Source organism: Streptomyces sp. NBC_01176 (assembly GCF_045039825.1).
In the GTDB taxonomy this organism is placed as follows: Bacteria; Actinomycetota; Actinomycetes; order Streptomycetales; family Streptomycetaceae; genus Streptomyces.
Window position 1 is genome coordinate 7,730,142 of sequence record NZ_CP108600.1, and the last position, 24,118, is coordinate 7,754,259.

The 24,118-nt window shown below is 70.8% G+C and carries 22 protein-coding genes and 1 pseudogene; 19 read left to right on the plus strand and 4 right to left on the minus strand.

The genetic code is table 11. The features are described 5' to 3' along the window. Positions 1–71: 71 nt before the first annotated feature. Positions 72–920, minus strand: a complete 849-nt coding sequence (locus OG199_RS33570) for a peptidylprolyl isomerase (protein ID WP_405832612.1) — start codon at positions 918–920, stop codon at positions 72–74. 180 nt (positions 921–1,100) lie between these two features. On the opposite strand from OG199_RS33570, the gene OG199_RS33575 reads away from it, so the two are divergent. Together OG199_RS33575 and hisS are read left to right on the plus strand one after the other, a co-directional pair. Then, entirely contained in the window at positions 1,101–1,817 is a 717-nt protein-coding gene (locus OG199_RS33575; RefSeq protein ID WP_356808995.1) for an MBL fold metallo-hydrolase, read from the plus strand. Positions 1,818–1,829: 12 nt separating this feature from the next. After that, positions 1,830–3,092 (plus strand): histidine--tRNA ligase, encoded by a 1,263-nt coding sequence (hisS, locus tag OG199_RS33580; RefSeq protein ID WP_266697721.1) that lies wholly within the window; start codon positions 1,830–1,832, stop codon positions 3,090–3,092. 76 nt (positions 3,093–3,168) lie between these two features. On the opposite strand, the pseudogene OG199_RS33585 reads toward hisS, so the two are convergent. Continuing rightward, positions 3,169–3,507, minus strand: a pseudogene (locus OG199_RS33585) (ATP-binding cassette domain-containing protein); the annotation flags it as partial. A gap of 105 nt (positions 3,508–3,612) precedes the next feature. Here OG199_RS33585 and OG199_RS33590 point away from each other — a divergent pair. The 3 genes from OG199_RS33590 (at position 3,613) to rpsD (ending at position 6,603) form a co-directional block, all read left to right on the plus strand. Continuing rightward, positions 3,613–4,248 carry a vitamin K epoxide reductase family protein gene (locus OG199_RS33590; protein ID WP_401802657.1) on the plus strand — a complete coding sequence of 212 codons (636 nt, stop codon included), beginning with the start codon at positions 3,613–3,615 and terminating at the stop codon, positions 4,246–4,248. A gap of 44 nt (positions 4,249–4,292) precedes the next feature. Continuing rightward, on the plus strand, positions 4,293–5,648 hold the full coding sequence (locus tag OG199_RS33595) for a replication-associated recombination protein A (protein ID WP_356805307.1): 1,356 nt from the start codon (positions 4,293–4,295) through the stop codon (positions 5,646–5,648). A 340-nt stretch (positions 5,649–5,988) separates the two neighbouring features. After that, entirely contained in the window at positions 5,989–6,603 is a 615-nt protein-coding gene (gene rpsD / locus OG199_RS33600; protein ID WP_153291663.1) for a 30S ribosomal protein S4, read from the plus strand. A gap of 33 nt (positions 6,604–6,636) precedes the next feature. Here rpsD and OG199_RS33605 read toward each other — a convergent pair whose 3' ends face one another. Beyond that, positions 6,637–8,805 (minus strand): ATP-binding protein, encoded by a 2,169-nt coding sequence (locus OG199_RS33605; protein ID WP_405832616.1) that lies wholly within the window; start codon positions 8,803–8,805, stop codon positions 6,637–6,639. 160 nt (positions 8,806–8,965) lie between these two features. Between OG199_RS33605 and OG199_RS33610 the strand changes: the two genes are divergently transcribed. From OG199_RS33610 to nusB, 13 genes are all read left to right on the plus strand, one after another. After that, the gene (locus tag OG199_RS33610) at positions 8,966–9,400 is read left to right on the plus strand and encodes a DUF948 domain-containing protein (protein WP_266697717.1); all 435 of its coding nucleotides are present in this window, start codon (positions 8,966–8,968) and stop codon (positions 9,398–9,400) included. 7 nt (positions 9,401–9,407) lie between these two features. Then, positions 9,408–9,746: a DUF6167 family protein gene (locus OG199_RS33615; protein WP_266697716.1), complete on the plus strand. Its 339-nt coding sequence runs from the start codon at positions 9,408–9,410 to the stop codon at positions 9,744–9,746. Beyond that, on the plus strand, positions 9,746–12,418 hold the full coding sequence (gene alaS, locus OG199_RS33620) for an alanine--tRNA ligase (RefSeq protein WP_356805302.1): 2,673 nt from the start codon (positions 9,746–9,748) through the stop codon (positions 12,416–12,418). The genes OG199_RS33615 and alaS overlap by 1 nt, the downstream gene beginning before the upstream one ends. Positions 12,419–12,471: 53 nt before the next feature. Next, positions 12,472–12,936, plus strand: coding sequence for a Holliday junction resolvase RuvX (gene ruvX, locus OG199_RS33625; RefSeq protein ID WP_266705777.1), 465 nt, complete (start codon positions 12,472–12,474; stop codon positions 12,934–12,936). 123 nt (positions 12,937–13,059) lie between these two features. Then, the gene (gene mltG / locus OG199_RS33630; protein ID WP_356805300.1) at positions 13,060–14,841 is read left to right on the plus strand and encodes an endolytic transglycosylase MltG; all 1,782 of its coding nucleotides are present in this window, start codon (positions 13,060–13,062) and stop codon (positions 14,839–14,841) included. Then, a complete protein-coding gene (locus OG199_RS33635) occupies positions 14,822–15,661 on the plus strand; it encodes a shikimate dehydrogenase (RefSeq protein ID WP_356805298.1) in 840 nt (279 codons plus the stop codon). Before mltG ends, OG199_RS33635 begins: the two co-directional genes overlap by 20 nt. 198 nt (positions 15,662–15,859) lie before the next feature. Then, positions 15,860–17,044, plus strand: a complete 1,185-nt coding sequence (gene aroC, locus OG199_RS33640; protein WP_266697712.1) for a chorismate synthase — start codon at positions 15,860–15,862, stop codon at positions 17,042–17,044. Beyond that, entirely contained in the window at positions 17,041–17,559 is a 519-nt protein-coding gene (locus tag OG199_RS33645; RefSeq protein WP_405832619.1) for a shikimate kinase, read from the plus strand. Before aroC ends, OG199_RS33645 begins: the two co-directional genes overlap by 4 nt. After that, entirely contained in the window at positions 17,556–18,647 is a 1,092-nt protein-coding gene (gene aroB / locus OG199_RS33650; protein WP_266697710.1) for a 3-dehydroquinate synthase, read from the plus strand. Before OG199_RS33645 ends, aroB begins: the two co-directional genes overlap by 4 nt. A 203-nt stretch (positions 18,648–18,850) precedes the next feature. Beyond that, complete coding sequence (locus OG199_RS33655) at positions 18,851–19,729, plus strand: Pro-rich N-terminal domain-containing protein (protein WP_356805294.1); 879 nt, start codon at positions 18,851–18,853, stop codon at positions 19,727–19,729. 654 nt (positions 19,730–20,383) lie between these two features. Beyond that, a complete protein-coding gene (locus tag OG199_RS33660) occupies positions 20,384–21,490 on the plus strand; it encodes an aminopeptidase P family protein (protein ID WP_356805292.1) in 1,107 nt (368 codons plus the stop codon). Positions 21,491–21,548: 58 nt separating this feature from the next. After that, on the plus strand, positions 21,549–22,115 hold the full coding sequence (gene efp / locus OG199_RS33665) for an elongation factor P (RefSeq protein WP_010988257.1): 567 nt from the start codon (positions 21,549–21,551) through the stop codon (positions 22,113–22,115). Positions 22,116–22,117: 2 nt separating this feature from the next. Next, on the plus strand, positions 22,118–22,552 hold the full coding sequence (gene nusB / locus OG199_RS33670; RefSeq protein ID WP_168527171.1) for a transcription antitermination factor NusB: 435 nt from the start codon (positions 22,118–22,120) through the stop codon (positions 22,550–22,552). Positions 22,553–22,742: 190 nt separating this feature from the next. On the opposite strand, the gene bldD is transcribed toward nusB, so the two are convergent. Then, positions 22,743–23,243 (minus strand): transcriptional regulator BldD, encoded by a 501-nt coding sequence (gene bldD, locus OG199_RS33675; protein ID WP_148007825.1) that lies wholly within the window; start codon positions 23,241–23,243, stop codon positions 22,743–22,745. A gap of 253 nt (positions 23,244–23,496) precedes the next feature. On the opposite strand from bldD, the gene pyrR reads away from it, so the two are divergent. Further along, complete coding sequence (gene pyrR / locus OG199_RS33680) at positions 23,497–24,087, plus strand: bifunctional pyr operon transcriptional regulator/uracil phosphoribosyltransferase PyrR (protein ID WP_266697707.1); 591 nt, start codon at positions 23,497–23,499, stop codon at positions 24,085–24,087. Positions 24,088–24,118 lie beyond the last annotated feature (31 nt).

Here is a 24,118-nt window from a genome sequence, read left to right on the forward strand (position 1 = left end):
CACGGCCAACATAGGCGACCGGCGGGGCGGCTGTCCGCATCCCGCGCGACCGAAGTTCCCCGGTTGACGGGTCAGGACTTCGAGACGGTCGCCTTGTTGATCACCACGGTCGCGTTCGGTGCGGTGTTGCCCGACTGAGGGTCGGCGGGCTGCGCACCGGCGGCGGCGATCTTCTTGAGGACCTTCATTCCCGCGTCGGACACCGTTCCGAACGGTGTGTAGTCGGGCGGCAGCTGACTGTCCTGGTAGACGAGGAAGAACTGGCTGCCACCTGTGTGGCGTCCCTGCTTCGTCTGGGCGTTGTACTGGTTCGCCATCGCGACGGTGCCCGCCGGATACACGTTGCCCTTGAGGCTTTTGTCCTTCAGGTTCTCGTCCGGGATCGTGTAGCCGGGACCCCCCGCGCCGGTGCCCTGCGGGTCGCCGCACTGCAGCACGTAGATGCCGTCGGTGGTGAGCCGGTGGCACTTCGTGTGGTCGAAGTAGCCCTTGCCCGCGAGGAAGTCGAACGAGTTCACGGTGTGCGGAGCCGCCGCCGCGTTGAGCGCGATGTCCACGTCTCCGCAGGTCGTGGCCATCTTCATGGTGTAGTCCGCGGACTTGTCGATGGTCATCGCCGGCTCCTTCTTCCAGCTCAGCGACTTCACCGCGCCCGCGGCCAGCTTGTTGCACGGATCCGGCGCCTTGCTGGTCGGGGAGGCGCTCGGCGTGACCTCCGCGCCGGCATTCGCCTTCTTGTCGTCGTTCTTGAAGACCCCGGTCGCGTACGACACCACACTGCCGACGACGACCACGCCGAGGACCGACGCGACCACCGTGTTGCGCATGTGTGACTTGCGCCGCGCGGCCGTGCGCCGCTGCTGCTGCCGCAAGAACTTCTCCCGGGCGAGCTGACGCCGCCGCTGTTCCTGGGTGACCACCGGGTTATCTCCTCGTGCGTCTCGTACGTCAAGTGGGACGCGTGCGTCTGGTGAGCCGATCGCCTGCGTGTGCCCCGTACCGTATATGGGTTGGCTGAGGAAACGGCAGCGCCGGTAGGCTCTGAGCCACAGCCGCCCACCCTGTACGACTCATCGCGTACGACACCCCGAAGGACGATCGTGCTCATTGCCGGGTTCCCCGCCGGGGCCTGGGGGACCAACTGTTACCTGGTCGCCCCCGCCGCGGGTGAGGAGTGCGTGATCATCGACCCGGGCCATCAGGCCACCCAGGGAGTCGAGGACGCGCTCAAGAAGCATCGGCTCAAGCCCGTCGCGGTCATCCTCACCCACGGCCACATCGACCATGTCGCCTCGGTCGTCCCGGTGTGCGGAGCGCACGGGGTACCGGCGTGGATCCACCCCGAGGACCGGTACATGATGAGCGACCCCGAGAAGGCCCTCGGTCGGTCCATCGGCATGCCGCTGATGGGTGAGCTGACGGTGGGTGAGCCGGACGACGTCAAGGAACTGGCCGACGGCGTCGGGCTCGAGCTGGCCGGTCTGGAGCTGTCCGTCGCGCACGCGCCCGGTCATACCAAGGGGTCGGTGACCTTCCGGATGCCCGAGAGCGCGGACGTTCCGCCCGTGTTCTTCTCCGGGGATCTGCTGTTCGCCGGCTCCATCGGACGCACCGACCTGCCCGGCGGTGACATGGACGAGATGCTCGGTTCGCTGGCCCGCGTGTGCCTGCCGCTCGACGACTCGACCGTGGTGCTGTCGGGGCACGGTCCCCAGACCACCATCGGCCAGGAGCGCGCCACCAACCCGTACCTGCGGCAGGTGGCGGCAGACCGTCAAGAGCCCGGCGCGCGGCCGGCTCCCCGACGAGGAATGTGACGAGAGACTTCCGTGAGCACCTTCAAGGCCCCCAAGGGCACGTACGACCTGATCCCGCCGGACAGCGCGAAGTACCTCGCGGTCCGCGAGGCCATCGCGGCGCCGCTGCGCAACTCCGGCTACGGCTACATCGAGACGCCCGGCTTCGAGAGCGTCGAACTGTTCGCGCGCGGGGTCGGTGAGTCCACCGACATCGTGACCAAGGAGATGTACGCCTTCGAGACCAAGGGTGGCGACCGACTGGCGCTGCGCCCCGAGGGCACCGCGTCCGTGCTGCGCGCCGCGCTCGAGGCGAACCTGCACAAGCTCGGCAACCTCCCCGTGAAGCTCTGGTACTCCGGCTCGTACTACCGCTACGAGCGCCCCCAGAAGGGCCGTTACCGCCACTTCTCGCAGGTCGGTGCCGAGGCCATCGGCGCGGAGGACCCGGCGCTCGACGCCGAGCTGATCATCCTGGCGGACCAGGCCTACCGGTCGCTGGGGCTGAGGAACTTCCGGATCCTTCTCAACTCGCTCGGCGACAAGGAGTGCCGCCCCGTGTACCGGGCCGCGCTCCAGGACTTCCTGCGCGGTCTCGAACTCGACGAGGACACCCTCCGCCGGGCCGAGATCAACCCCCTGCGGGTCCTCGACGACAAGCGTGACGACGTGCAGAAGCAGCTGGTCGGCGCGCCGCTCCTGCGCGACTTCCTGTGCGACGCGTGCAAGGCGTACCACGAGGAGGTGCGCGAGCTGCTCACGGCCGCGGGTGTCGTCTTCGAGGACGACGCCAAGCTGGTGCGCGGTCTGGACTACTACACCCGCACCACCTTCGAGTTCGTCCACGACGGACTCGGCTCGCAGTCCGCGGTGGGCGGCGGCGGCCGCTACGACGGTCTCTCCGAGATGATCGGCGGCCCCGAACTGCCGTCGGTCGGCTGGGCCCTGGGCGTCGACCGTACGGTGCTGGCGCTGGAGGCGGAGGGAGTGGAGCTCGAACTCCCCGCGTCCACCAGTGTGTTCGCGGTGCCGCTGGGGGAGGAGGCCCGCCGGGTGCTCTTCGCCAAGGTCACGGAGTTGCGCAAGCTGGGGATCGCCGCCGACTTCTCGTACGGCGGCAAGGGGCTCAAGGGCGCGATGAAGAACGCGAACCGGTCCGGGGCGCGCTACACGATCGTCGCCGGCGAGCGGGACCTCTCCGAGGGCGTGGTGCAGCTCAAGGACATGGAGTCCGGCGAGCAGACCCCCGTCGGCGTCAACGAGATCGTGGCGGAACTCGAGGTCCGGCTCGGCTGAGCACGCGGTTCTCCGCCCCTGCCGGCCCCGCCCGTGAGGTGATTCCACGGGCGCGGGCGGCGGGGGCGGTGTGCGTGGTCCCGCGCACCGTCAACCCGGCGGGCGCGGATTCGTCCTGCCGGACGATGCCGACCCGAGAGCGCCGCGCGCGCGTCCCCGTAGCCGGGTCCGAGGTCTGGACGGCGACCTCGCCCGCGTCCCGGGCACGGTGGCCCTGGAGGGTCTCCACCGTTCGTGCCCCGACCCGCGCCACGGGGTCCGACCAGGCCGAACGCCTCGCCCCGGCGAATGCCGGGATCGACGCCGTCGACGGCGATCACGTCCCCGTGCCGCCCGGCAGCCCTCGTACGTCCCCCGCGAGCTCCGCCCCGCGCGTCGTCCTGGCCCCGAGCCACCCGCCGAACCGAACGCTCAGGGTCGACCGCACGTACCTCCTTATGTCCATCGAACGGTGGACAGACCCGCGCGTGCGGCACAATGTCGGTGCCCGCAGGCCCTTCGAAGCTACGGAAACGGCGTGATGAGCAAGACGACAGTCAAGGACGTCTCCACCGACCCGGACCGCGTCGACGGTCCCCGGACGGTCGGCGGCAGCCGTGCGCTCGCCCTGTTGCTGATGATCACCGGTGCGGCCGGCCTGCTCGCCGCGTGGGTCATCACGATCGACAAGTTCAAGCTGCTGGAGAACCCGAACTTCGTGCCGGGGTGCAGCCTGAACCCGGTCGTCTCCTGCGGCAACATCATGAAGAGCGACCAGGCCTCGGCCTTCGGGTTCCCCAACCCGATGCTGGGCCTGGTGGCGTACGGCATCGTGATCTGCGTCGGAGTGAGCCTGCTGGCGCGGGCCACCTTCCCGCGCTGGTACTGGCTGACCTTCAACGCCGGCACCCTCTTCGGCGTCGGATTCTGCACCTGGCTGCAGTTCCAGTCCCTGTACCGCATCAACTCGCTGTGCCTGTGGTGCTCGCTGGCCTGGGTCGCCACGATCATCATGTTCTGGTACGTGACCTCGTTCAACGTCCGTCACAGCTTCCTGCCCGCCCCGCGCTGGCTGAAGAGCTTCTTCGGCGAGTTCACCTGGGTCCTGCCCGTCGTGCACATCGGCATCATCGGCATGCTGATCCTGACCCGCTGGTGGGACTTCTGGACCAGCTGACAGCGCCGAGGGGATTGTCAGTGGGGTGACATAGGGTTTCTCCCGTGGAGCCCGACCTGTTCACCGCCGCAGCCGAAGAACGCCAGGAGAAGGACCCCTCCGGGAGCCCCCTGGCCGTCCGGATGCGCCCGCGCACCCTCGACGAGGTCGTGGGCCAGCAGCATCTGCTGAAGCCGGGCTCACCCCTGCGCAGACTGGTCGGCGAGAGCGGCGGCGGCCCCGCCGGACCCTCCTCGGTGATCCTCTGGGGCCCGCCCGGCACCGGCAAGACGACCCTGGCGTACGTGGTCTCCAAGGCCACGAACAAGCGCTTCGTGGAGCTCTCCGCGATCACCGCCGGCGTCAAGGAAGTGCGCGCCGTCATCGAGAGCGCCCGCCGCGCCACCGGAGGCTTCGGCAAGGAGACCGTCCTCTTCCTGGACGAGATCCACCGCTTCAGCAAGGCCCAGCAGGACTCCCTGCTCCCGGCCGTCGAGAACCGCTGGGTGACCCTCATCGCGGCGACCACCGAGAACCCCTACTTCTCCGTGATCTCCCCCCTGCTCTCCCGCTCCCTCCTGCTCACCCTCGAACCGCTCACCGACGACGACCTGCGCGGACTGCTGCGCCGGGCGCTCGGCGACGAGCGCGGCCTCAAGGGGTCCGTCACCCTCCCCGAGGACACCGAGCAGCACCTGATGCGGATCGCCGGCGGTGACGCCCGCCGCGCCCTGACCGCCCTGGAGGCGGCGGCGGGATCCGCGCTCGACAAGGGCGAGCCGGAGATCACCCTCCAGACCCTGGAGGAGACCGTCGACCGCGCCGCCGTCAAGTACGACCGTGACGGCGACCAGCACTACGACGTGGCGAGCGCCCTCATCAAGTCCATCCGCGGCTCGGACGTGGACGCCGCGCTGCACTACCTGGCGCGGATGATCGAGGCCGGCGAGGACCCGCGCTTCATCGCCCGCCGGCTGATGATCTCCGCCAGCGAGGACATCGGCCTGGCCGACCCGCACGCGCTGCCGACAGCCGTCGCCGCCGCCCAGGCCGTCGCCATGATCGGCTTCCCGGAGGCCGCGCTCACCCTCAGCCACGCCACCATCGCCCTGGCCCTGGCGCCGAAGTCCAACGCCGCGACGACGGCGATCGGCGCCGCCATGGAGGACGTGCGCAAGGGACACGCGGGCCCGGTCCCGATGCACCTGCGCGACGGGCACTACAAGGGCGCGGCCAAGCTCGGGCACGCCCAGGGGTACGTGTACCCGCACGACCTGCCCGAGGGCATCGCCGCCCAGCAGTACGCCCCGGAGGAGCTCAGCGACCGGGAGTACTACACGCCGACCCGGCACGGCACGGAGGCGCGCTACGCGGACGCGGTGGAGTGGACCCGCAAGCACCTCGGTCGAGGACGCTCCTGACCACCCTGTAGGATGACGCGAAGCGCTGCGTCCCGTGTCCGGCTCCGGTCGGCACCACCAGAACGGGACATCCAGCCGGAGCCCCTGCCTCAACGGGGGGATTCCAGGAGCGTCGCGCACCGTCGAAGGTGTCGCGGGCAGCCCACCACCACCCGGTCTTCCGGGACAGGTCGGTGGGCCACTCGCGTGCTGCACGTATGTGCCCAGACCCAGGAGCGGCTGCCCGCCCCGCCCACGTGGATCCCCACGGCGGCGAGGAGGGTTTCCCGGGCTGCGGATTGCGACCTCCCCTAACCCTGGTGAAGCCGTATTCGCATCGGAAACATGAGGTGTTTGGTTCATGGCGAACCAGTCCCGCCCCAAGGTCAAGAAGTCGCGTGCCCTCGGCATCGCGCTGACCCCGAAGGCCGTCAAGTACTTCGAGGCCCGCCCCTACCCGCCGGGTGAGCACGGTCGCGGCCGCAAGCAGAACTCGGACTACAAGGTCCGTCTGCTCGAGAAGCAGCGTCTGCGCGCGCAGTACGACGTGTCCGAGCGCCAGCTCGTCCGCGCCTACGAGCGTGCCTCCAAGGTCCAGGGCAAGACCGGTGAGGCCCTGATCATCGAGCTCGAGCGCCGTCTCGACGCGCTGGTCCTGCGTTCGGGCATCGCCCGCACGATCTACCAGGCCCGCCAGATGGTCGTCCACGGCCACATCGAGGTCAACGGCCAGAAGGTCGACAAGCCCTCGTTCCGCGTCCGTCCCGACGACGTCGTGATGGTCCGCGAGCGCAGCCGCAGCAAGACGCTGTTCGAGGTCTCCCGCGCCGGTGGCTTCGCCCCCGACGGTGAGACCCCGCGCTACCTCCAGGTGAACCTCGGCGCCCTGGCGTTCCGCCTGGACCGCGAGCCGAACCGCAAGGAGATCCCGGTGATCTGCGACGAGCAGCTCGTCGTCGAGTACTACGCCCGCTGATTTTCATCCCGCGGACGTAGCACCACCTGCGCGTCAGCCCGTCGTCCCGCCGCCCTTCGAGGTGCGCGAGACGGCGGGCTTCTGCGTGTCCGGGGCCAGCCTGCGCGGTGCGGGCACCGCGCCCAGCGGCCGCTGTCCGGGCCGCCGCAGCGCCCGCTCCACCGCCGCCTCCCGGCCGAGCCGCTCCCCGGCCCGTACGCACTCCTCGTAGCGTTCGTCGCCCAGCCGCTCCCGGGCGCCCGCCTCGCACCGCTCGTGCGGCACGTTGTAGTACGCCGAGCCGAACAGCGGCAGCCCGACCGACGGCCACAGCCGGGCCGCCGCACCCTGCAGCACCGCGGCCTCGGCCGGATCACCCTGCACCGTCGTGACCAGCGCCAGCAGCTCCAGCGCGAGGACCGTGCCGAGCAGGTCGTGGAAGGTGTGCGCGATGTCCAGGCACCGGACCAGAAGTTCCCGGGCGCGTGACGGATCGCCCGCGGTGAGGGCCTCGTACGCCAGCACGTACAACGCGTACGCCAGCGCCCAGCGCTCCCCGTGGTCCTCGCACACCCGGCGGACGTCCTCGCACAGCTTCACCGCGGCCGGCATGTCGCCCTGGAACGCCAGCGCCATCGCCAGCTCGACCTGCCCCATCAGCACGTTGCTGTTGAGCTCGCCGATCTCGTGATAGCGGTCGAGCGCCGAGCGCAGCAGGGTCTCCGCCCGCCGCATGTCGTCGGTGACCAGCGCGAGACAGCCGGCGCGGTGCTCGGCGTAGGCGAGCGCGGTGGGGCTGCCGGTGCGCAGCGCCTCCTCGCGGCATTCCTGGAGCGCGGTCAGCGCGGACACGGTGTCGCCCTGCAGGATCGCCACATAGCCGAGCACCCACAGAGCCTTGAGCCGCGACTGGTCACGGTCGCTGTCGAGTTCCACGCCGCGTTCCAGCCAGTGGCGCCCCTCCGCCAGCCGGCCGCAGCCCACCCAGTAGAACCACAGGCTGCCCGCCAGGTACTGGCCCAGATGCGTCTCACCCGGCTCGGTCAGGCAGTACTCCAGGGCGTGGCGCAGATTCGGCAGTTCCGCCTCGACCCGCACGGCCACCTCGGCCTGCCGGGGCGAGAACCAGTCCAGCTCGCACCAGGTCGCCAGGCCCATGTACCAGTCGCGGTGGCGGCGGCGCAGCCGGTCCGCGTCCCCCGCCGCCGCCAGCCAGTCCGCGCCGTACGCCCGGACCGAGTCCAGCATCCGGTAGCGCGGCCCCGTGGGCGTCTCCTCGCGGGCCAGCACGGACTGTGCGAGGAGCGCCCCGATCACGTCGAGGATGCGGTCGGCGTGCAGCCCGTCGCCGCCGCACACGTACTCGGCGGCCTCCAGGTCGAACCGGCCGGCGAACACCGAGAGCCGCGACCACAGCAGCCGCTCCTCGGAGGTGCACAGTTCGTGGCTCCAGCCGATCGCCGTACGCAGTGTCTGGTGCCGCGGCAGAGCGTCCCGCCCGCCGCCCGTCAGCAACCGGAAGCGGTCCTCGAGGCGGGACAGCAGCTGGGCGGGGGAGAGGGCGCTCAGCCGGCCCGCGGCCAGCTCGACGGCGAGCGGGATCCCGTCGACACGGCGGCACAGTTCCCGGACGTCCGACCGGTTGGCGTCGTCCAGCACGAAGCCGGGCACCCGGGCCGCCGCCCGCTCCTCGAACAGTTCGAGGGCCTCCGTGTCGCCCAGCGGCGCCAGCGGGAACAGCCGTTCGCCCTCGATCTCCAGCGGCCGGCGTCCCACCGCGAGCACCCGCAGCCCCGGCGTGTGCCGCAGCAGCTCGCCCACCAGTGCGGCGCAGGCGTCCACCAGATGCTCGAACCCGTCGACGACCAGGAGGAGTTGGCGCCCGGCGAGACGGTCGAGCAGGAGCTCGCGCGGCGCCCTCGACGTCTGGTCCGTCAGCCCCAGGGCCTCCACGACCGCGTACGCGACGAGGTCCGGATCCCGTACGGCGGCCAGTTCCGCCCGCCACACGCCGTCCCGTGCGTCCGTGCGCGCCGCCGTCCGCGCGGCGAGGCGCGACTTGCCGACGCCGCCCATGCCGGTCACCGTGACCAGCCGGGACCCCTCCAGCGCCTCGGCCAGCCGCGTGAGTTCGGCCGAGCGCCCGACGAACGCGTCGAGTTCCAGGGGCAGATTGCCGTGCGGCGTACCGCCGGAGGACCGGGGCCGGTCAAAATGCTGCATGGCAAACGGAGAGTACTGACTCGTATGCGTTCCGTACAATCGCTTCGCGCAATTCCGGCCTCCTCGGCCGTTAATGCGGTACGGAGCGGCGGCCCCGGCGCGATAGGGTCGGGGGACGACTTTTCGATGTTCAGGCACGTACTAGGGAGCGGGTGCGACAGTGTCCGGTGGAGAGGTGGCCGGGATCCTGGTGGCCGTCTTCTGGGCGATCCTGGTCTCGTTCCTCGCCGTCGCGCTGGCGAGACTGGCCCAGACGCTCAGGGCGACCACCAAGCTCGTGGCGGACGTGACCGATCAGGCCGTCCCGCTGCTGGCCGACGCCTCGGAGGCGGTGCGCTCCGCACAGACCCAGATCGACCGGGTCGACGCCATCGCGTCGGACGTCCAGGAGGTCACGTCGAACGCGTCGGCGCTCTCCACGACCGTCGCCTCCACCTTCGGCGGCCCGCTGGTCAAGGTCGCGGCGTTCGGTTACGGCGTCCGCCGGGCCATCGGCGGCCGCCGAGAGAACGTGCCCCCCAAAGCGTCCCGGCGTACCGTGATCGTGGGCCGCACCGTCCCGTCCGCGCGACGGGGAAAGCGGAAGAAGGACTGACGCAGCGATGTTCCGCCGTACGTTCTGGTTCACCGCCGGCGCAGCCGCGGGCGTGTGGGCCACCACCAAGGTCAACCGCAAGCTCAAGCAGCTGACTCCCGAGAGCCTCGCCGCCCAGGCCGCGAACAAGGCGGTCGAGGCAGGGCACCGGCTCAAGGAGTTCGCGCTCGACGTCCGCGAGGGCATGGCCCAGCGGGAGGCCGAACTCGACGAGGCGCTCGGGCTCGGCGCGTCCGTCGACCGTGAACTCCCCGCCCCCAGGCGGTACGCCGCCATCGAGAACCGTAACGATCCGAGGTACGTCGAGAGGTCGACGTACTCGCACAACCGGAATGAGGACCACTGATGGAGTCGGCCGAGATTCGCCGCCGCTGGTTGAGCTTCTACGAGGAGCGCGGTCACACCGTCGTCCCCTCGGCGTCGCTCATCGCGGACGACCCGACTCTGCTCCTGGTGCCCGCGGGCATGGTCCCCTTCAAGCCGTACTTCCTCGGTGAGGTCAAGCCGCCGTGGTCGCGCGCCACCAGCGTGCAGAAGTGCGTGCGCACACCCGACATCGAAGAGGTCGGCAAGACCACCCGCCACGGCACGTTCTTCCAGATGTGCGGCAACTTCTCCTTCGGCGACTACTTCAAGGAAGGTGCCATCACCTACGCCTGGGAGCTGCTCACCTCGCCCCAGGACAAGGGTGGTTACGGGCTCGACCCCGAGCGGCTGTGGATCACGGTCTACCTCGACGACGACGAGGCCGAGTCCATCTGGCGCGACAAGATCGGTGTCCCGTCCGAGCGCATCCAGCGCCTGGGCAAGAAGGACAACTACTGGTCCATGGGCGTCCCGGGTCCCTGCGGCCCGTGTTCCGAGATCAACTACGACCGCGGTCCCGAGTTCGGTGTCGAGGGCGGCCCGGCCGTCAACGACGAGCGGTACGTGGAGATCTGGAACCTGGTCTTCATGCAGTACGAGCGCGGCGAGGGCACCTCGAAGGAGGACTTCGAGATCCTCGGCGAGCTGCCCAGCAAGAACATCGACACCGGCCTCGGCCTGGAACGCCTCGCCATGATTCTGCAGGACGTGCAGAACATGTACGAGATCGACACCTCCATGGCCGTCATCAGGAAGGCCACCGAGCTGACGGGCGTCGAGTACGGCGCCGCCCACGACTCCGACGTCTCGCTGCGGGTGGTCACCGACCACATGCGAACGTCCGTGATGCTCATCGGCGACGGCGTGAGCCCGGGCAACGAGGGCCGTGGATACGTCCTGCGCCGCATCATGCGCCGCGCCATCCGCAACATGCGGCTGCTCGGCGCCACCGGTCCCGTCGTCAAGGACCTCATCGACGTCGTGATCGAGATGATGGGGCAGCAGTACCCGGAGCTGGTGAGCGACCGCCGGCGGATCGAGACCGTGGCCCTCGCCGAGGAGGCCGCCTTCCTCAAGACGCTGAAGGCCGGCACGAACATCCTCGACACGGCCATCACGGACACCAAGGACTCCGGCGGCACGGTTCTCGCCGGCGACAAGGCCTTCCTGCTCCACGACACCTGGGGCTTCCCGATCGACCTCACCCTCGAGATGGCCGCCGAACAGGGCCTCTCCGTGGACGAGGACGGCTTCCGCCGCCTGATGAAGGAGCAGCGGGACAAGGCCAAGGCCGACGCCCGGGCCAAGAAGACCGGTCACGCCGACCTCGGCGCCTACCGCCAGATCGCCGACGCCTCCGGTGAGACCGACTTCATCGGGTACGACCGGACCGAGGGCGAGTCGACGATCGTCGGCATCCTGGTCGACGGTGTGTCGTCGCCCGCCGCCACCGAGGGCGACGAGGTCGAGATCGTCCTCGACCGCACCCCGTTCTACGCCGAGGGCGGCGGCCAGATCGGTGACACCGGGCGCATCCGGGTGGACAGCGGCGCGATCGTCGAGGTCCGCGACTGCCAGAAGCCCGTCCCGGGTGTGTACGTCCACAAGGGCGTCGTCCAGGTCGGCGAGGTCACGGTCGGCGCCCAGGCCCAGGCCACCATCGACACCCGTCGGCGGACGGCCATCGCCCGCGCCCACTCGGCCACGCACCTCACCCACCAGGCCCTGCGCGACGCCCTCGGCCCGACGGCCGCCCAGGCCGGTTCCGAGAACCAGCCGGGCCGCTTCCGCTTCGACTTCGGTTCGCCCTCGGCCGTGCCCACGGCCGTCATGACCGACGTCGAGCAGAAGATCAACGAGGTGCTCGCCCGGGACCTGGACGTGCACGCCGAGATCCTGAGTCTCGACGAGGCCAAGAAGCAGGGCGCCATCGCCGAGTTCGGCGAGAAGTACGGCGAGCGCGTGCGCGTCGTGACCATCGGCGACTTCTCGAAGGAGCTGTGCGGCGGCACGCACGTGCACAACACCGCCCAGCTCGGCCTGGTCAAGCTGCTCGGCGAGTCCTCGATCGGCTCCGGTGTGCGCCGCATCGAGGCCCTGGTCGGCGTCGACGCCTACAACTTCCTCGCCAAGGAGCACACGGTCGTCGCCCAGCTCCAGGAGCTGGTCAAGGGCCGTCCGGAGGAGCTCCCGGAGAAGATCTCCGCCATGCTCGGCAAGCTGAAGGACGCCGAGAAGGAGATCGAGAAGTTCCGCGCGGAGAAGGTCCTGCAGGCCGCCGCCGGTCTCGCCGGGTCCGCCAAGGACGTCCGCGGTGTCGCTCTGGTCACCGGCCAGGTCCCGGACGGCACGGGAGCGGACGACCTGCGCAAGCTGGTCCTCGACGTACGCGGCCGCATCCAGGGCGGCCGGGCCGTCGTGGTGGCCCTGTTCACCACCGCGGGCGGCAAGCCGCTCACGGTCATCGCCACCAACGAGGCGGCCCGCGAGCGCGGTCTCAAGGCCGGCGACCTGGTCCGTACGGCCGCCAAGACCCTCGGCGGCGGCGGTGGCGGCAAGCCGGACGTCGCGCAGGGAGGCGGCCAGAACCCGGCCGCCATCGGTGAGGCCATGGACGCCGTCGAACGCCTGGTCGGCGAGACGGCCAAGTGAGCGCGGACGGGCACGTGAGCACGGACGGTACGGGCAGCGGGGACGGCCGGGGCATGCGCCGCGGCCGTCGGCTCGCGATCGACGTCGGGGACGCGCGGATCGGGGTCGCCTCGTGCGACCCCGACGGGATCCTCGCGACGCCGGTCGAGACCGTACCGGGACGGGACGTGCCCGCCGCCCAGCGCCGGCTGAGGCAGCTGGTCGAGGAGTACGAGCCGATCGAGGTCGTCGTCGGACTGCCTCGCTCCCTCAAGGGGGGCGAGGGCCCGGCCGCCGTGAAGGTCCGTGGTTTCGCCCAGGACCTCGCCCGGTCGATCGCGCCGGTCGCGGTGAGGCTCCTCGACGAGAGAATGACCACGGTGACGGCCAGTCAGGGACTGCGGGCCTCGGGCGTGAAGTCCAAGAAGGGCAGGTCGGTCATCGATCAGGCGGCCGCTGTGATCATCCTTCAACAGGCATTGGAATCCGAACGGGTGTCAGGTAATCCACCTGGCGAGGGCGTCGAAGTGGTCATCTGATCGCGATACGGTAACGTTCCGCGCGATGTGGTGGTGTTCGAACAGCCACCGCACAGCAAAAGAGGCGAAACGGGAGCCGAGCCACAGCGCCAGCAGCCACCGCCTCGCGGCTCTAGGGGATCGATGACTGAGTATGGCCGGGGCCCAGGCTCCGAACCGTGGCATCCGGAGGACCCGTTGTACGGGGACGGCGGATGGGGAGGACAGGCCGCCGACGGCCAGTCCCCCTACGGCGGCCAGCCGCAGCACTATCCGCAGCAGCCGCAACAGCAGCAGGCGCAGTACGGCGACTGGAGCGACGGTCAGCAGGGCGGCTACGGCCAGCAGCAGTTCGATGCCGCGGGCCCGCAGCACCCCGGCCGGCAGCAGTACCACGACCAGGGACAGCAGCAGTACGGCGGTCAGGGGCAGCAGCCGTACGCGGGGCAGTACACCGGCCACGACCAGCAGGGGTACGTCGATCCGGCGCAGCAGCAGTACCTCGGCCAGGACCAGCAGCAGTACCACGACGGCGGCTGGGACAACGGGACGCAGCACCAGGTCGCGTACGCCCCCGACCCGACCGACCCCTACGCGAACCAGGCCGCCGCCTACGGTGGTGAGCAGCCCGACTTCTACAACACCCCCGACGCGTACCCCCCGCCGGAACCGCCCGCGCGCCGCCGCGTCGAGCCCGAACCGGCCCCGACCGACTGGGACCCGGGTCCGGACCAGGGCGAGCACGCCTTCTTCGCGGGGGGCGACGATGACGACGACTCCGGCGACGACGATCCGAAGAGCGGCCGCGGCGACCGGAAGGGCCGGGGCGGCAAGGGCGGCACGACCAAGAAGCGCCGCAGCGGCTGCGCCTGCCTGGTGGTCGTGCTCGTCTTCGGCGGTGGTGTCGGCGGCGTCGGATACTTCGGCTACCAGTTCTACCAAAAACGTTTCGGCCCGGCTCCGGACTACGTGGGCGACGGCACCGGCGAGGTGACGGTCAACATCCCCAAGGGCGCGGGCGGTTTTGCGATCGGGCAGGCGCTGAAACAGGCCGGCGTCATCAAGAGCGTCGACGCCTTCGTGTCCGCCCAGCAGACCAATCCCGACGGGACGAAGATCCAGGCCGGGGCCTATCTGCTGAAGAAAGAGATGTCGGCCGCCAGCGCCGTCAAGCTCATGCTCGACCCCAAGAGCCAGAACAACGTGGTCGTCGCTCCCGGCGAGCGCACGGTCACCATCTACAAGAAGATCGACGAGAAGCTCTCCCTCCCCGACGGCACCACCGCCAAGGTGGCCAAGAAGGAATACAAGAGCTTCGGACTGCCGAGCTGGGCGAACAACAACAAGGACATCAAGGAACCGCTGGAAGGATTCCTCTACCCGGCGACCTACCCCGCCGCCAAGGGGATGAAGCCCGAAGCCGTCCTGAAGCAGATGGTCGCGCAGGCCGTCGAGAACTACCGGAAGCTGAACCTCGAGGCGAAGGCCAAGGAATTCGACCTCGCCGACCCGCTGCAGCTCGTCACGGTCGCGAGCCTGGTCCAGGCCGAGGGCAAGACCCACGACGACTTCCGCAAGATGGCCGAGGTGATCTACAACCGCCTCAAGTCGACGAACACGGAGACCAACCAGCTGCTCCAGTTCGACTCGACCTTCAATTACCTGAAGGGCCAGAGCAACATCGACATCAGCGAGTCCGAGATCAACAGCAACAAGGACCCGTACAACACCTATACGAGCAAGGGCCTGCCACCCGGTCCCATCGGAAACCCCGGCGACGACGCGTTCAAGGCGGCGCTGAACCCGACCGACGACGGCTGGATCTACTTCGTGGCGACCGACGGCCAGAACAACACCGAGTTCGCCAAGACCTATGCCGAATTCAAGAGGCTCAAGGAAAAGTTCAATGAGAGTTCGGGCCACTGACGCCCGGCGCGCGGCGGTCCTCGGTTCGCCGATCGCCCACTCCCTCTCGCCGGTGCTGCACCGCGCCGCCTACCGGGAACTGGGACTCGACGACTGGTCCTACGACCGCTTCGAGGTCGACGAGGAGACGCTGCCCGGCTTCCTGGAGGAACTCGGCGGCGAATGGGCGGGCCTCTCGCTGACCATGCCGCTCAAGCGGGCCGTCATCCCGTTGCTCGACGGGATCAGTGAGACGGCGGCCTCCGTCGAGGCGGTCAACACCGTCGTCCTCACCGACGACGGACGTCGTGTCGGCGACAACACCGACATCCCGGGGATGGTCGCCGCGCTGCGCGAGCACGGCATCGAGCAGGTGGAGTCCGCCGCCGTCCTGGGCGCCGGGGCCACCGCCTCGTCCGCGCTGGCCGCCCTGGCACGCATCTGCACCGGAGAAGTCGTCGCGTACGTCCGCAGCGCCGAGCGCGCCGCCGAGATGCGGCAGTGGGGCGAACGGCTCGACGTGACGGTGCGTATCGCGGACTGGGCGGACGCCGAGCGGGCCCTGCGCGCCCCGCTGGTGATCGCCACGACCCCGGCGGGCACCACGGACGCGCTGGCCGCCGCGGTCCCCGAGCGCCCCGCGACCCTCTTCGACGTGCTCTACGACCCCTGGCCCACCGAACTAGCCGCCCGCTGGTCGGCGTACGGCGGCGCCGTCGTCGGCGGCCTCGACCTGCTCGTGCACCAGGCCGTGCTGCAGGTCGAGCAGATGACCGGACGCTCCCCGGCCCCCCTGGGCGCCATGCGCACGGCGGGCGAGCACGCGCTCGCCGGACGCTGAACACCTCCGCCGGTCCGGCCGAGCATCCTCCGGCCGGACCGGACACGTCCGTCTGATGGACCTGAGGCCGGACGGGGGGCCCGGCCATGGGAGGATCGGGGGTGGCGGGCCAGGGCCGCGCACCCGGTCGCGCCGTCGCCGTACGCAAGGACGCGTGTACGCAGCAGCAGTACCAGGGCGCGAGCATGAGGAGCACCGTTGAGCAGGTTGCGCTGGCTGACCGCGGGGGAGTCCCACGGTCCCGCACTTGTCGCGACGCTGGAGGGTCTTCCCGCCGGCGTTCCGATCACCACGGACATGGTGGCGGACCACCTCGCCCGGCGGCGCCTGGGCTATGGACGCGGTGCCCGGATGAAGTTCGAGCGTGACGAGGTCACCTTCCTGGGCGGAGTCCGGCACGGGCTCACCCTCGGCTCGCCGGTGGCCGTCATGGTCGGCAACACCGAGTGGCCCAAGTGGGAGCAGGTCATGGCGGCCGACCCGGTCGCCCCGGAGATCCTCGCCGACCTCGCCCGCAACGCCCCGCTGACCCGGCCCCGGCCCGGCCACGCCGACCTCGCGGGCATGCAGAAGTACGGCTTCGACGAGGCCCGCCCGATCCTGGAGCGCGCCTCCGCCCGGGAGACCGCCGCCCGCGTGGCCCTGGGCGCGGTGGCCCGCTCGTACCTCAAGGAGACGGCCGGGATCGAGATCGTCTCGCACGTCGTCGAGCTCGCCGCGGCGAAGGCACCGTACGGCGTCTACCCCAGGCCCTCCGACGTCGAGAAGCTCGACGCCGACCCGGTGCGCTGCCTCGACAGCGACGCGTCGAAGGCGATGGTCGCGGAGATCGACCAGGCCCACAAGGACGGCGACACACTCGGCGGGGTCGTCGAGGTGCTCGCGTACGGCGTGCCCGTGGGCCTCGGCTCCCACGTCCACTGGGACCGGCGGCTCGACGCCCGGCTCGCGGCCGCGCTCATGGGCATCCAGGCCATCAAGGGCGTCGAGGTCGGAGACGGCTTCGAACTGGCCCGGGTGCCCGGCTCCAAGGCCCACGACGAGATCGTGCACAGCGAGGACGGCATCCGCCGCACCACCGGCCGCTCCGGCGGCACCGAAGGCGGTCTGACCACCGGCGAGCTGCTGCGCGTCCGCGCCGCGATGAAGCCGATCGCGACCGTGCCGCGCGCGCTGGCCACCATCGACGTGGCCACCGGAGAGGCCGCCAAGGCCCACCACCAGCGCTCCGACGTGTGCGCGGTCCCGGCCGCGGGCATCGTCGCCGAGGCCATGGTCGCCCTGGTCCTCGCGGACGCGGTGGCGGAGAAGTTCGGCGGCGACAGCGTCCCCGAGACGCGGCGCAACGTCGAGTCGTACCTCGAGAACCTGGTCGTACGGTGACCGCGGGACCGCTGGTCGTGCTCGTCGGCCCGATGGGTGTCGGCAAGACCACGGTGGGCGCGCTGCTCGCCGAGCGGCTCGGCTGCGCCTACCGGGACACCGACGACGACATCGTGGCCGAACAGGGCCGCACCATCGCCGACATCTTCGTCGACGACGGCGAACCGGCCTTCCGCGCCATCGAGAAGAGCGCGGTCGGCCGCGCGCTGGCCGGCCACGACGGCGTACTGGCGCTCGGCGGCGGCTCGATCCTCGACGAGGACACCCGCACGCTGCTCACCGGGCACCGGGTCGTCTACCTCTCGATGGACGTCGACGAGGCGGTCCAGCGCACCGGCCTGAACGTGGCCCGTCCGCTGCTCGCCGTCAACCCGCGGCGGCAGTGGCGCGAGCTGATGGAGGCACGGCGCCACCTGTACACCGAAGTCGCCAGCGCGGTCGTGCCCACGGACGGCCGCACCCCCGAAGAGGTGGCCCAAGCCGTCCTCGACGCACTGGAGTTGAAGGAAGCATGAGCGAGGCAGTGACGCGTATCCAGGTCGGCGGCACCGCGGGCACCGACCCCTACGAGGTCCTGGTCGGCCGTCAGCTCCTCGGCGAGCTCGGCGGACTGATCGGCGACCGGGCCAAGCGCGTCGCGGTCGTCCACCCCGAGGCGCTCGCCGAGACCGGCGAGGCGCTGCGCGCCGATCTGGCCGGGCAGGGCTTCGAGGCCGTCGCCATCCAGGTGCCGAACGCCGAGGAGGCCAAGACCGCCGAGGTCGCCGCCTACTGCTGGAAGGCGCTGGGCCAGTCCGGCTTCACCCGTACCGACGTGATCGTCGGTGTGGGCGGCGGCGCCACCACCGACCTGGCCGGTTTCGTCGCGGCGACCTGGCTGCGCGGGGTGCGCTGGATCGCCGTCCCCACCACCGTGCTCGGCATGGTGGACGCGGCGGTGGGCGGAAAGACCGGTATCAACACCGCCGAGGGCAAGAACCTCGTCGGCGCCTTCCACCCGCCCGCGGGCGTGCTCTGCGACCTGGCAGCGCTCGACTCGCTGCCGGTCAACGACTTCGTCTCCGGCCTCGCCGAGATCATCAAGGCCGGTTTCATCGCCGACCCGGCGATCCTGGAGCTCATCGAGTCCGACCCCGAGGCGGCCCGCACGCCCGCGGGCCCGCACACCGCCGAGCTGATCGAGCGCTCCATCAAGGTCAAGGCCGAGGTCGTCTCCGGCGACCTCAGGGAGTCGGGACTGCGCGAGATCCTCAACTACGGGCACACCCTCGCGCACGCCATCGAGAAGAACGAGCGCTACAAGTGGCGGCACGGCGCCGCCGTCGCCGTCGGCATGCACTTCGCCGCCGAACTCGGCCGGCTCGCGGGCCGGCTGGACGACGCGACCGCCGACCGGCACCGCACGATCCTCGAATCCGTGGGGCTCCCGCTGAGCTACCGCCACGACCAGTGGCCCAAGCTCCTGGAGAACATGAAGGTCGACAAGAAGTCGCGCGGCGACCTGCTGCGCTTCATCGTCCTCGACGGGCTGGCCAAGCCGACCGTCCTGGAGGGCCCCGACCCGGCCGTGCTCCTCGCCGCGTACGGCGAAGTGGGGGAGTAACACCCAACGGGCCCTCACTTGGGCAGGTTTGCCCTCGCCTCATGGGCACTTCCCGCCTTTCCCGGCCGTTCACACAACGGCGGCCGGGGAAGGTACCGTTCGGTAGGGGCGCCTCCCGCGCCCTCTAGGGTGGGGGAGAGCGGGTCGGGACCGAGGCTCCGCTCGCCAGCGCCCATCGCCTGTACGAGACGGAGTGGCACCGGATGCAGCACGCAGTGGGGGCTCCGCTGCCGCCGCCCCACCAGCCGGGGCACGGACCGGGCGCCGGCTGGTCGCCGGCCGCGCAGCACCCGGGGCACCCCGGCGGACACCCGGGTCCGGCACCCACGAACGCACCCGCGCCCGGCTTCGCCGGCCCGCCGCCGGGACCTCCGGCTCCGCCGACGCACCTGCCGCACCCCGCGCCCCCGCAGCACGGCCCCGTACCGCCCGTGCCCGACACCACGGGGCATGTGCAGCTGCCCCCGGGCGGCCCGGTCGCCATGCCGAGCGCAGCCCCCGCCACGGGCGCCCCCGATCCCACGGCGACCACGCTCGCCGTGCTGCTCATCGGCCCCGCGGGCGCGGGCAAGACCAGCGTCGCCAAGTACTGGGCGGACCACCGCCGCGTCCCGACGGCCCACATCAGCCTCGACGACGTACGCGAATGGGTGCGCTCCGGATTCGCCGACCCCCAGTCGGGGTGGAACGACCACTCGGAGGCGCAGTACCGCCTGGCCCGCCGCACCTGCGGCTTCGCCGCGCGGAACTTCCTGGCGAACGGCATCTCCTGCATCCTCGACGACGCCGTCTTCCCGGACCGCCCGGTCGTCGGCCTCGGCGGCTGGAAGCGGCACGTCGGTCCTGGTCTGCTGCCCGTCGTCCTGCTGCCGGGCCTGGAGATAGTCCTGGAGCGCAACGCGGAGCGCTCCGGAAACCGCCGCCTCACCGACGAGGAAGTGGCCCGCATCCACGGCCGGATGGCCGGCTGGTACGGCTCCGGGCTGCCCATCATCGACAACTCGCAGCTCGACGTACCGACCACGGCCCGGGTCCTGGACGACGTGCTCGCCCGCTCGATCGCCAGCCCCCCGCAGTGGTAGCCCCGTCCTGACGGCACGGCGTCCGGCGTGGACCCGCGGTGCCGTGCCGACGGTGTCGCACGCGTCCGCGGGCGCCGCGCGGGCATCCACCGACGCCGGCCGGGTACGCGCGTCGGCACCACCTGCGACCGTGCGCCCGACGCCCGCCGGGTATGCGTGCCGATGTCACGCCCGGCCGTACGTCCGGCGCCTGCCGGGTACGCGCGCCGGTCCTACCCCCGGCCGTACGTCCGGCGCGGGCCGGGTACGTGCGCCGGTATCGCGCCCGGCCGCACGTCCGACGCAGGCTGGGTACGTGTGCTGGTCCCACCCCGGCCGTATCTCCGATGCCTGCTGAGTACGTGCGCCGGTATGGCGCCGGGCCGTACGTCCGGCGCCTGCCGGGTACGCGCGCCGGTCCCACCCCCGGCCGTATCTCCGATGCATGCGGGTACGTGCGCCGGTATCGCGCCCGGCCGCACGTCCGACGCAGGCCGGGTACGTGCGCCGGCACCCCCGGCCCTACCTTCGGGCCCCGGGCCGGCACGCGTCGGCACCCCCGGCCGTACCTCCGGCAGCTCCGGCACCCCGGGTCTCCGTGCGCCCCGTGCCCCCACGCGCCCGTCCGGCCCCGCTGAACCGGCGGTATCCGGTCGGCGCTCGTAGGCTCGATCCATGTCAGAGGTGTACGCGGCTCGCCGCGAGCGGCTGAGGGAGCGCTGTACGGCGGGCGGCAGCGCGACCGCGCTCGTCACCCGCCCCGCCAACGTGAGGTACCTCGCGGGGGCGGCCCCGCGTGGTGCCGTCCTCCTGCTGGGCAGGGGCGAGGACCTGTTGCTCTGCACGGGTCCGCTGGGCGACGAGGTCGGCGCGGGACATCCGGACGAGGCGCTGCGCGTACAGGCGCTGTCCGGTGCGGGCGGCGACCCGGCCGTCGCCGCGGCCGACGTCGCCACCGCTCAGGGAGCCGACTCGCTGGCCGTGGAGGAGCACCACCTGACCGTGAGCCGGCACCGGGCCATGGGGTCGGTGGCACCGCGGCTGCGCCTGAGCGACCTGGGCGCCGCGGTCGAACAGCTGCGGGTGATCAAGGACGAGGAGGAGATCTCCTGTCTGCGGATCGGCGCGGAGATCGCCGACCAGGCCCTCGGGGAACTCCTCGAATCCATTCTCGTCGGCCGGACGGAGCGTCATCTCGCCCTCGAACTCGAGCGCCGTCTGGTCGACCACGGCGCCGACGGACCGGCCTTCGCGACCTCGGTGGGCACCGGGCCGAACTCCGGGAGATGCGGGCACCGGCCCACGGACCGGCGGGTCGAGGAGGGCGATTTCCTGTCCGTCTGCCTCGGCGCGACCTATCGCGGCTACCGCTGCGAGGTCGGCCGCACCTTCGTGATCGGCACCTCGCCCGCGGACTGGCAGATCGCCCTCTACGACCTCGTCTTCGCCGCCCAGCGGGCCGGACGCGAGGCGCTGGTGCCCGGCGTCGCCTACCGCGACGTGGACCGCGCGGCACGCCAGGTGCTCGATTCCGCGGGGTACGCGGAGGCCCTTCCCTCACTGACGGGGCACGGTGTCGGGCTCGAAATCGACGAGGACCCGCAGCTGGCCCCCGCGGCCATGGGTAAACTGGACGCTTGCGTGCCGGTCACCGTCGAACCGGGGGTCCACCTCCCGGGCCGGGGCGGTGTCAGGATCGATGACACGCTCGTCGTGCGCCCCGAGGCGGACGGCGGACCCGAGCTACTCACCATCACGACCAAGGAACTGCTCGCGCTCTAGCCCTCGGCTGTGCGCGTGTCCCGGGGTCGTCCACGTCAGTCCAGGAGATTCCGCAACCGTGGCTTCCACGAACGACCTCAAGAACGGCCTGGTGCTCAAGCTCGACGGAGGCCAGCTCTGGTCCGTCGTCGAGTTCCAGCACGTCAAGCCCGGCAAGGGCCCGGCCTTCGTGCGCACCAAGCTGAAGAACGTGCTCTCCGGCAAGGTCGTCGACAAGACGTTCAACGCCGGCGTCAAGGTTGAGACGGCCACGATCGACAAGCGCGACATGCAGTTCTCGTACATGGACGGCGAGTACTTCGTCTTCATGGACATGGACACGTACGACCAGCTCATGGTCGACCGCAAGTCCGTCGGCGACGCCGCCAACTTCCTGATCGAGGGCTTCACGGCCACCGTGGCGCAGCACGAGGGCGAGGTGCTCTTCGTCGAGCTGCCCGCCGCCGTCGAGCTCGTCATCCAGGAGACCGAGCCGGGTGTCCAGGGCGACCGCTCCACCGGTGGCACCAAGCCCGCCACCCTGGAGACCGGCCACCAGATCCAGGTCCCGCTCTTCATCACCACCGGTGAGAAGATCAAGGTCGACACCCGCACGAGCGACTACCTCGGCCGGGTGAACAGCTAACCGTGGCTGCCCGCAACACGGCCCGCAAGCGCGCCTTCCAGATCCTCTTCGAGGGCGACCAGCGCGGCGTGGACGTCCTGACGGTCCTCGCGGACTGGATCCGGCACTCCCGGAACGACACCCGGCAGCCGCCGGTCAGCGAGTACACGATGGAGCTGGTCGAGGGCTACGCCACCAAGGCGAAGCGGATCGACGAGCTCATCGCGACGTACGCCGTCGACTGGACGCTGGACAGGATGCCGGTCGTCGACCGCAACATCCTGCGCCTCGGCGCCTACGAGCTGATCTGGGTCGACGGAACCCCCGACGCGGTGGTGCTCGACGAGGCGGTGCAGCTGGCCAAGGAGTTCTCCACGGACGAGTCGCCCTCGTTCGTCAACGGACTGCTGGGCCGGCTCAAGGACCTGAAGCCGTCGCTCCGCCGCGACGAGGCCTGACCGCGGCTCGTCCGCACAGCCGGGAAACGGCTGGGAAATCGCCGGAGGGCCCGCAGCGCGTTCGCTGCGGGCCCTCCGGCGTTCCTGTACCCACATGGGCCCCGAGGCCCGCAGAAAGCCGCCGGGGTGGCTGGAACCTCATGGTCCCGGCCACCCCGGCGGCACGTTTCTGCTGAGCTGTCCGAAGGGGTCAGACCTCTTCGTGGGCGACGGCGCGGCGCGCGTCGGCGTCCAGCACACCCCAGCTGATCAGCTGCTCGGTGAGGACCGAGGGCGACTGGTCGTAGATGACGGCGAGGGTGCGCAGGTCGTCCTGGCGGATCGAGAGCACCTTGCCGTTGTAGTCACCGCGCTGCGACTGGATCGTCGCGGCGTAGCGCTGCAGGGGTCCCGCCTTCTCGGCCGGCACGTGGGCCAGGCGCTCCAGGTCGAGGACGAGCTTCGGCGGCGGCTCGGCGGCCCCGCCCGGAGTGGTGCCGGGCAGCAGCTCCTGCACGGGGACCCCGTAGAAATCGGCCAGTTCGGCAAGACGCTGCACGGTCACGGCGCGGTCGCCTCGCTCGTAGGAACCGACCACGACCGCCTTCCAGCGTCCCTGGGACTTCTCCTCGACTCCGTGGAGGGAAAGGCCCTGCTGGGTGCGGATGGCCCGGAGCTTGGCCCCGAGCTGTTTGGCGTATTCGCTGGACATATAGCTCCCCGGACGCTGTATCAACGTGCGGCTCGGCCGCGCGGCTGGTGACTCTGGTGACTCACTGTGAGGTTACGCAGCGTTACTCTCCCCCGTCAAGCCGAATGGTCCGGACCGACCGCTCCACGGGGGTCACCCGGGGTGGCTCAAAGGGGGGTGATCAGGCGCGTTGCCGGGCTGGTACCGTGGATGGCGCAAATCCGACGTCCTTTAATGATCCGTCCCGTGAGGCGGAGAAGGAGGTCCGTTTCGTATGGACTCTGAGCAGGAAAAGCAGCAGTACGCAGCCGGCGCGCGGCCCGTTCTCGAGGGCCCCGACATCGCGCGGGTGCTGACCCGCATCGCCCACGAGATCGTCGAGCGCGCCAAGGGCGCCGACGACGTGGTGCTCCTCGGCATCCCGACCCGGGGCGTCTTCCTGGCCCGCAGACTGGCCGACAAGCTCGCGGAGATCACCGGCCGCAAGATCCCGGTGGGCTCGCTCGACATCACCATGTACCGCGACGACCTGCGCATGCATCCGCCGCGAGCGCTGGCCCGTACCGAGATCCCGGGCGACGGCATCGACGGCCGCCTGGTCGTCCTCGTGGACGACGTGCTGTTCTCGGGGCGCACGATCCGTGCCGCACTGGACGCGCTGAACGACATCGGCCGCCCGCGCGCCGTGCAGCTCGCGGTCCTCGTCGACCGCGGTCACCGCGAACTGCCCATCCGCGCCGACTACGTCGGCAAGAACCTCCCCACGTCGCTGCGGGAGACGGTCAAGGTCCAGCTCGCCGAGGAGGACGGTCGCGACACCGTGCTGCTCGGTGCGAAGCGGATCTCCCCGGACGCGCAGCAGTAGCACTCCGGCGTCCGTCACCGCGGTACGCCCT

Coding starts and splice junctions, on each gene's coding strand:
- OG199_RS33590 (WP_401802657.1), top strand. CDS start 3,613: ATGAGCAAGACGACAGTCAAGGACGTCTCCACCGACCCGGACCGCGTC.
- rpsD (WP_153291663.1), top strand. CDS start 5,989: ATGGCGAACCAGTCCCGCCCCAAGGTCAAGAAGTCGCGTGCCCTCGGC.
- OG199_RS33605 (WP_405832616.1), bottom strand. CDS start 8,805: ATGCAGCATTTTGACCGGCCCCGGTCCTCCGGCGGTACGCCGCACGGC.
- OG199_RS33615 (WP_266697716.1), top strand. CDS start 9,408: ATGTTCCGCCGTACGTTCTGGTTCACCGCCGGCGCAGCCGCGGGCGTG.
- alaS (WP_356805302.1), top strand. CDS start 9,746: ATGGAGTCGGCCGAGATTCGCCGCCGCTGGTTGAGCTTCTACGAGGAG.
- ruvX (WP_266705777.1), top strand. CDS start 12,472: ATGCGCCGCGGCCGTCGGCTCGCGATCGACGTCGGGGACGCGCGGATC.
- mltG (WP_356805300.1), top strand. CDS start 13,060: ATGACTGAGTATGGCCGGGGCCCAGGCTCCGAACCGTGGCATCCGGAG.
- OG199_RS33635 (WP_356805298.1), top strand. CDS start 14,822: ATGAGAGTTCGGGCCACTGACGCCCGGCGCGCGGCGGTCCTCGGTTCG.
- aroB (WP_266697710.1), top strand. CDS start 17,556: ATGAGCGAGGCAGTGACGCGTATCCAGGTCGGCGGCACCGCGGGCACC.
- OG199_RS33655 (WP_356805294.1), top strand. CDS start 18,851: ATGCAGCACGCAGTGGGGGCTCCGCTGCCGCCGCCCCACCAGCCGGGG.
- OG199_RS33660 (WP_356805292.1), top strand. CDS start 20,384: ATGTCAGAGGTGTACGCGGCTCGCCGCGAGCGGCTGAGGGAGCGCTGT.
- bldD (WP_148007825.1), bottom strand. CDS start 23,243: ATGTCCAGCGAATACGCCAAACAGCTCGGGGCCAAGCTCCGGGCCATC.
- pyrR (WP_266697707.1), top strand. CDS start 23,497: ATGGACTCTGAGCAGGAAAAGCAGCAGTACGCAGCCGGCGCGCGGCCC.